The organism is Proteus myxofaciens ATCC 19692 (assembly GCF_001654855.1).
In the GTDB taxonomy this organism is placed as follows: domain Bacteria; phylum Pseudomonadota; class Gammaproteobacteria; order Enterobacterales; family Enterobacteriaceae; genus Proteus; species Proteus myxofaciens.
This window is the reverse complement of sequence record NZ_LXEN01000039.1, coordinates 23679-31328: the sequence shown is the minus strand read 5'-3', so window position 1 is coordinate 31328 and position 7650 is coordinate 23679. Positions and strand designations below refer to the sequence as shown.

Genomic DNA, 7650 nt, shown 5'->3' with positions numbered 1-7650 from the left:
TGTTAATATTTTTTATCTTTTTTTGTGGATATTTTAAACATTCAGACTGGAATAACAATTTACTGTAAATATAAATAAAGCTCCATACATCAGGCTTGACAAGGTTTTCATACCATCCGTAAACTCTATTAGTGGGGATTTGTGGGATAATGTGGTGTAAATTATAAAGCTGAGGATAATGGGCATGTTTCGTGGAGCAACACTCGTTAATCTCGATAGCAAAGGACGAATCACAGTACCTTCTCGTTATCGAACAACATTGAGTGATATCTCTGAAGGTCAGATGGTCTGTACCATTGATCTGAACCAGCCTTGCTTATTGCTATATACACTACCAGAATGGGAAAAAATAGAGTTAAAGCTTGCTGCATTATCATCAATGAATCCTGCTGAACGACGAGTACAGCGCTTGCTATTAGGTCACGCAAGCGAGTGCCAAATGGATAGTGCAGGACGTCTTTTGTTAGCTAGCACGCTAAGGCAACATGCGGGGCTAACCAAAGAGGTCATGTTAGTCGGTCAATTCAATAAATTTGAATTGTGGGATGAACAGGTCTGGTATCAACAGATCCAAGAAGACATTTTGGCAGAGCAAACCTCACAGGAACCGTTATCGACACGACTATTGGATTTATCACTTTAAATAATGACAACAAATAATTTTAAACATACTAGCGTATTGCTAGATGAAGCAGTAAATGGCCTGAATATCAAACCTTCAGGTATCTATATTGATGGGACTTTTGGCCGTGGTGGTCATTCTCGTCTGATTTTATCGCAATTAGGTGAACAAGGTCGCTTAATAGCGATTGATAGAGATCCACAAGCTATTGCAGTTGCTAAAGAAATTAATGACGCTCGATTTTCTATTATTCATGGTCCTTTCTCTGAAATTGAAGCTTACATCACGGAGTTAGGGTTAGTTGGAAAAATTGATGGAGTATTGTTGGATTTAGGTGTTTCATCACCTCAACTTGATGATCCTGAACGTGGTTTTTCATTTATGCGTGATGGACCTCTCGATATGAGAATGGACCCAACATCAGGTCAATCAGCAGCACAATGGTTGATGAATGCTGAAGAAGATGACATCACTTGGGTTTTAAAAACATTTGGTGAAGAACGTTTTGCTAAGCGTATTGCAAGAGCCATTGTTGCTAGAAATAAAACAGAAGAACCACTCACACGTACAAAACAGTTGGCTGATTTAATCAGTGAGGCTAGCCCAGTTAAAGAGCGCCATAAACACCCTGCAACACGGAGTTTCCAGGCTATTCGTATCTATATCAATAGTGAATTAGATGAGATAGCAAAAGCATTGAAAGGAGCTGTGGCTGTTCTGGCACCAAAAGGGCGTTTATCTGTTATTAGTTTTCACTCTTTAGAAGACAGACTGGTTAAACGTTTTATTCGTGATGAAAGCAAAGGGCCTGTTGTTCCTAAGGGGATCCCATTAACTCAAGATCAAATTAAAGAGTTAGGAAGTGCTAGTTTATTGAGTATTCATAAAATGAAGCCAACAGGTGTTGAAGTTGAAGAAAATCCGCGAGCAAGAAGCTCAGTTTTACGTGTAGCAGAGCGTATTGAGGAATAAATGTCTACAGAACGACACTCATTACCCGGGGTAATTTGGCAGGATTTACTACGTCATGGCAAGTTCCCAGTTTTTTTATTAATTGCTGTAATTATCTCTGCGGTATATGTCGTGACGACAGCGCATAAAACACGTTTGCTAACCGCAGAAAAAGAGCGGTTAGTTTTAGAAAAGAATGTACTCGATATCGAGTGGCGTAACCTTATTCTTGAAGAGAATGCTTTGGCTGATCATAGCCGTGTTGAGCGGTTTTCAAGCGAAAAATTAGGCATGATCCATGTTGACCCTGCCGAAGAAAATATTGTAGTGACTAAATAATTAAGGCAAGTATGAAATTTTCACGTTCAGCGAAAGCGAAAGCGAAGACAAGATCAAATGCCAAACCCCGTAAACCAGAGGAAAAAACTGGTTTTGTGAGTTGGCGTTTTGCGTTGCTTTGCTCTGGTATTGGTATCGCTTTAGTTGCGCTATTAATTCGTGTTGCCTATCTACAAATTATTAACCCAGATCCTCTTATTCGTGAAGGGGATATGCGCTCATTACGTGTACAAAAAGTACCTACAGCACGTGGCATGATAAGCGATAGAATGGGGCGTCCTCTTGCTGTTAGCGTACCTGTTTATGCTATTTGGGCTGATCCTAAAGTTGTTTTAGAAGCAAATCCTGAAATGACAGATTCTCGTTGGCTTGCTCTTGCTGATGCTTTAAAGCTTCCTGTTAATCAAATCTCGCAAAAAATCACATCTACGCCTTCTTCTCGTTTTCTCTACCTTGCTCGTCAAGTAAACCCTGAAATTAGTGACTATATCAGTAAATTAAAAATTACTGGTATCAATATGCGCCAAGAATCAAAACGTTACTATCCTGCAGGTGAAGTGACAGCTCATATTATTGGCGTAACTAATATTGATGGTGATGGCATTGAAGGTGTTGAAAAAAGTTTTAACCAGTGGCTAACAGGTGCTCCTGGTGAGCGAATTGTACGTAAAGACGGCTTTAATCGTGTAATTGAAAATATTGCACAAACTGATAGCCAAGCTGCTCATAACTTAATGCTAAGTATTGATGAGCGCTTACAGTCTGTTGTATATCGTGAATTAACGAATGCGGTGATTGATAATAAAGCCGAATCTGGTACTGCGGTGCTTGTTGATGTAAACACAGGGGAAGTGTTAGCAATGGCTAACAGTCCTTCTTATAACCCGAATAATTTGGCGGGTACTCCTCAAGACGCTATGCGAAATCGCGCTATCACGGATATCTTTGAACCGGGGTCTACGGTAAAACCGATGGTTGTGATGAGTGCACTGAACAATCACATTGTGCAAGAAAATAGTGTAATTAATACCGTTCCTTATCGAATTAGCGGACATCAAATTAAAGATGTTGCGCTTTATCACGAACTTTCGATAACAGGAATATTACAGAAGTCGAGTAACGTTGGCGTTTCACGTCTAGCGTTAGCGATGCCTGCGTCCGAATTAGTGGATGTTTATTCACGTTTCGGGCTAGGGAAGCCAACTAACTTGGGGCTGGTTGGCGAAAGTAGTGGCATATTTCCAATAAAAAAACAACGGTGGTCCGATCTTGAAAGGGCCACCTTCTCATTCGGATATGGGCTAATGATAACACCATTACAGTTAGCGCGTGTCTATGCAACAATTGGTAGTTTTGGCATATATCGACCTCTTTCCATTACTAAAGTTGATCCACCTGTGCCTGGTACTCGCGTTTTTCCTGAATCTGTTATGAAGACAGTTGTTCATATGATGGAAAGCGTCGCATTACCTGGTGGTGGTGGTGTTAGAGCAGCGATAAAAGGTTATCGTATTGCTTTAAAAACAGGTACCGCTAAAAAAGTCGGACCTGATGGGAAGTATGTCAATAAATATATCTCTTATGCAGCAGGTGTTGCACCTGCTAGTCGCCCTCGATTTGCTTTGGTTGTCATCATTAATGAGCCTAAAGCAGGTAAATACTATGGGGGTGCTGTATCTGCACCGGTGTTTGGTGCGATTATGGGCGCTGTTTTACGAACAATGAATGTAGAACCCGATGCCTTAACGCCAGACGATAAAAATGAATTTGTAACAAATAAAAAAGAGGATACAAGTGGCAGATCCTAATTTAAGTGGCCTATTAGGGGCACTAGGGATACAAGCACCGTCAGTGGTACTTAAAGATATGACTCTTGATAGTAGAAAAGCATCAAGAGGTGATCTTTTTATCGCGATTAAAGGCCATGAAACAGATGGTAGACGCTATATTCCTCAAGCAATAGCACAAGGTGTTTCTGCGGTACTGGCAGAAGCAACTGGCGTTGCTTCACAAGGCGAAATTCGTGAAAGTCACTCAATACCTGTGATTTATATTGAGAACTTAAACCAAGAATTATCAAAATTAGCGGGTATTTTTTATCATCAACCTGCTGAAAAATTGAAACTAATTGGTGTTACTGGCACTAACGGCAAAACAACGACAACACAATTGTTAGCGCAGTGGGCACAAAAATTAGGTGAAACAAGTGCGGTAATGGGCACTGTAGGTAATGGTTTATTAGGTCATGTTGTACCTGTTGCCAATACCACAGGATCAGCCGTTGATATTCAATTAGAGCTTCAACAGCTTCTTCATAAAGGCGCTACATTAACCGCAATGGAAGTTTCTTCTCATGGGTTAGTTCAGGGGCGTGTAAGTGCATTACCTTTTGTTGCTAGCGTTTTTACTAATTTAAGCCGTGATCATCTTGATTACCATGGTGATATGGCTAATTACGAAGAAGCAAAATGGTTACTTTTCTCTACTCATCATAGTGGCGAAAAAATCATTAATGCTGATGATGCTGTAGGTCAAAAATGGTTATCTCGTTTACCTGATGCTGTTGCTGTAACCATGGATAATAATTTGCCAGAACAATGGCAAGGGCGTTATGTCAAAGCAACTTCTATTAATTACCATGATTCAGGCGCGACTATTCGCTTTAGCTCAAGTTGGGGTGATGGTGAGTTTGAAAGCCCATTAATGGGTGCTTTCAATGTCAGCAATGTACTGTGTGCGTTAGCGACATTACTTGCTTTAGAATATCCATTACATGATGTAATCAAAGCAGCATCTGCCTTGACGCCAGTTTGTGGCAGAATGGAAGTCTTTAGTGCTGATAATCGACCAACAGTGATTGTCGATTATGCACATACACCTGATGCGTTGGAAAAAGCGCTTCAAGCAGCTCGCTTACATTGTACTGGTAAACTTTGGTGCGTGTTTGGCTGCGGTGGTGATAGAGATAAGGGAAAGCGTCCATTAATGGGTGCAGTCGCTGAAGAATTCGCTGATAAGGTAGTTATTACTGATGATAACCCTCGCAGTGAAGAGCCTAAAGCAATAATCCAAGATATTCTTTCTGGTTTAATGGACCCTGGTCGTGCTCTTGCCATTGAAGGTCGTGCAGAGGCTGTCACTAACGTCATTATGCAAGCAGATGCCAATGACATGATCCTAGTGGCAGGTAAAGGGCATGAAGATTATCAATTAGTGGGTTCCCGTCGTTTAGATTATTCAGATAGATTAACTGTTGCTCGTTTATTGGGGGTACTTGCATGATACCTCTATCATTAGAAACGATTGCACAAGTCACTCAAGGCGCGCTGAATAATATTGGGCATGAACAAGCCCACCAGTTAATTATTCAATCTATATCAACAGATAGCCGTAAGATTGATGAAAGCGGTCTTTTTATCGCGTTATCAGGTGAGCGATTTGATGCTCATGATTTTATTGCTGATGTTAAAGATAAAGGTGCAATTGCGGTTCTTGTTAATCACAAAGTTGATGTCGATTGTCCTCAAGTGATTGTTAAAGATACTCGTCTTGCGATGGGGGCAATAGCTCAGCATCTACGTTCATTAAGCCAAGCCAAAGTTGTGGCATTAACAGGCTCTTCGGGTAAAACCTCTGTAAAAGAAATGACAGCATCTATTTTGCGTCATTGTGGTGAAACCTTATATACCCACGGTAATTTAAATAACGATATTGGGGTTCCTTTAACGCTATTTCGTTTAACCCCAGAGTATCGCTTTGCTGTTATTGAGCTAGGTGCTAATCATATTGGTGAAATTGCTTATACCGTTGATATGGTAAAACCAGATAGTGCATTAGTAAATAATCTCTTTTCTGCACATATTGAAGGTTTTGGCTCACTTGCAGGTATTGCTAAAGCGAAAGGCGAAATTTTTACTGGATTAAAAGAGCAGGGTACTGCAATTTTTAATCTTGAAAGTCATGACATCCCACAATGGAAACAGCATCTTACTGAACGCCAAACTCAGTGGGGCTTTTCATTATCTGAACAAGATAACGCCGATTTTTATCCTACTAACATTGTTGTTAATCAACTGACGACTGATTTTACCTTACACACGCCTGAAGGTGCTGTGGAAGTCACATTACCATTACCAGGTCGTCATAATATCGCCAATGCACTAGCTGCTAGCGCATTGGCATTATCAGTAGGTGCAACACTTGAAGATATAAAGCTTGGTTTGTCGACATTAAAAGCTGTACCTGGACGTTTATATCCTGTTGAATTAACAGCAGGAAAAATAGTGCTAGATGATACTTATAATGCCAATGATGGTTCGATGATTGCGGGCTTACAAGTGTTATCACAACTACCTGGCTTCAAAATATTTGTTGCAGGCGACATGGCTGAGCTAGGTAAAGACTCAGAAAAATGTCACCGCGAGGTTGGTATTGTTGCCGATAAGGCAGGTATTGATAGCGTATTGACTGTAGGAAATTACAGCCAGTTTATTAGCCAAGAAAGTCAAGGTGGTCAGCATTTCACGTTTAAAGCCGATTTACTTGCAAAATTAATCCCTTTATTACAGCAGCATGATGTTGTTTCAATTTTAGTAAAAGGTTCTCGAAGCTCCGCAATGGAGGATATCGTGAACGCATTGAAGGAGTGCTTTGAATGTTAGTTTGGCTAGCCGAATATTTGGTAAAATATCACACATTTTTTAATGTTTTTTCTTATCTGACATTCAGGGCGATTGTTGGTTTATTGACGGCATTAGTGATTGCATTATGGATGGGGCCTCGTCTTATTGCTTGGCTACAAAAAATGCAAATTGGTCAAGTTGTTCGTAATGAAGGGCCTGAATCACACTTTAGTAAACGTGGTACGCCGACAATGGGCGGTATCATGATTTTATTTTCCATTTCAGTATCAACACTATTATGGGCGAGACTAGATAATCCATATGTATGGTGTGTACTGCTAGTATTAATTGGTTATGGTGTTATTGGTTTTGTCGATGATTACCGTAAAGTGGTACGTAAAGATACGCGTGGTTTAATCGCTCGTTGGAAATATTTCTGGCAATCTGTTTTAGCACTGGTGGTTGCATTTAGTATGTATGCTATTGGTCATGATACTCCTGCAACACAGCTTGTAGTTCCCTTCTTTAAAGATGTCATGCCCCAGCTAGGTATGCTTTATATTTTATTAGCTTATTTTGTTATTGTTGGTACAAGTAACGCGGTTAACTTAACTGATGGTTTGGATGGTTTAGCCATTATGCCGACAGTATTTGTTGCAGCTGGTTTTGCACTTGTTGCTTGGGCTACCGGTAATGTGAATTTTGCTAGTTATTTAAAAATTCCTTATTTAATGCATGCAGGTGAGTTAGTTATTGTATGTACAGCCATTGTAGGGGCTGGATTAGGTTTCCTTTGGTTTAATACTTATCCTGCCCAAGTTTTCATGGGGGATGTGGGTTCACTGGCTTTAGGTGGTGCATTAGGAACTATCGCAGTGTTATTACGCCAAGAATTCTTACTCGTCATTATGGGCGGTGTTTTTGTGGTTGAAACACTTTCCGTTATCTTGCAAGTCGGTTCCTTTAAGCTACGTGGTCAGCGTATTTTCCGCATGGCACCAATACATCATCACTATGAACTGAAAGGATGGCCAGAACCACGTGTTATTGTGCGTTTTTGGATTATTTCGTTAATGTTAGTTCTTATTGGTTTGGCAACACTGAAGGTACGTTAAT

Annotated in this window: 7 protein-coding genes; all 7 read left to right on the top strand. The window is 40.3% G+C overall.

The annotated features are described in order from the left end of the window. Window positions 1-184 precede the first annotated feature (184 nt). The 7 genes from mraZ to mraY are packed head-to-tail and all read left to right on the top strand — an operon-like array spanning window position 185 to window position 7649. Window positions 185-643 carry a division/cell wall cluster transcriptional repressor MraZ gene (mraZ, locus tag M983_RS04630; RefSeq protein WP_066747748.1) on the top strand — a complete coding sequence of 153 codons (459 nt, stop codon included), beginning with the start codon at window positions 185-187 and terminating at the stop codon, window positions 641-643. A gap of 3 nt (window positions 644-646) precedes the next feature. Then, window positions 647-1594: a 16S rRNA (cytosine(1402)-N(4))-methyltransferase RsmH gene (gene rsmH / locus M983_RS04625; protein WP_066747745.1), complete on the top strand. Its 948-nt coding sequence runs from the start codon at window positions 647-649 to the stop codon at window positions 1592-1594. Then, the gene (gene ftsL, locus M983_RS04620) at window positions 1595-1912 is read left to right on the top strand and encodes a cell division protein FtsL (protein WP_066747743.1); all 318 of its coding nucleotides are present in this window, start codon (window positions 1595-1597) and stop codon (window positions 1910-1912) included. A gap of 11 nt (window positions 1913-1923) precedes the next feature. After that, a complete protein-coding gene (gene ftsI, locus M983_RS04615) occupies window positions 1924-3720 on the top strand; it encodes a peptidoglycan glycosyltransferase FtsI (RefSeq protein WP_066747740.1) in 1797 nt (598 codons plus the stop codon). Then, complete coding sequence (gene murE, locus M983_RS04610; protein WP_066747737.1) at window positions 3707-5194, top strand: UDP-N-acetylmuramoyl-L-alanyl-D-glutamate--2,6-diaminopimelate ligase; 1488 nt, start codon at window positions 3707-3709, stop codon at window positions 5192-5194. The genes ftsI and murE overlap by 14 nt, the downstream gene beginning before the upstream one ends. Next, a complete protein-coding gene (gene murF / locus M983_RS04605; protein WP_066747733.1) occupies window positions 5191-6573 on the top strand; it encodes a UDP-N-acetylmuramoyl-tripeptide--D-alanyl-D-alanine ligase in 1383 nt (460 codons plus the stop codon). The genes murE and murF overlap by 4 nt, the downstream gene beginning before the upstream one ends. After that, on the top strand, window positions 6567-7649 hold the full coding sequence (gene mraY / locus M983_RS04600; protein ID WP_066747731.1) for a phospho-N-acetylmuramoyl-pentapeptide-transferase: 1083 nt from the start codon (window positions 6567-6569) through the stop codon (window positions 7647-7649). Before murF ends, mraY begins: the two co-directional genes overlap by 7 nt. The last annotated feature ends 1 nt before the right edge of the window (window position 7650 follow it).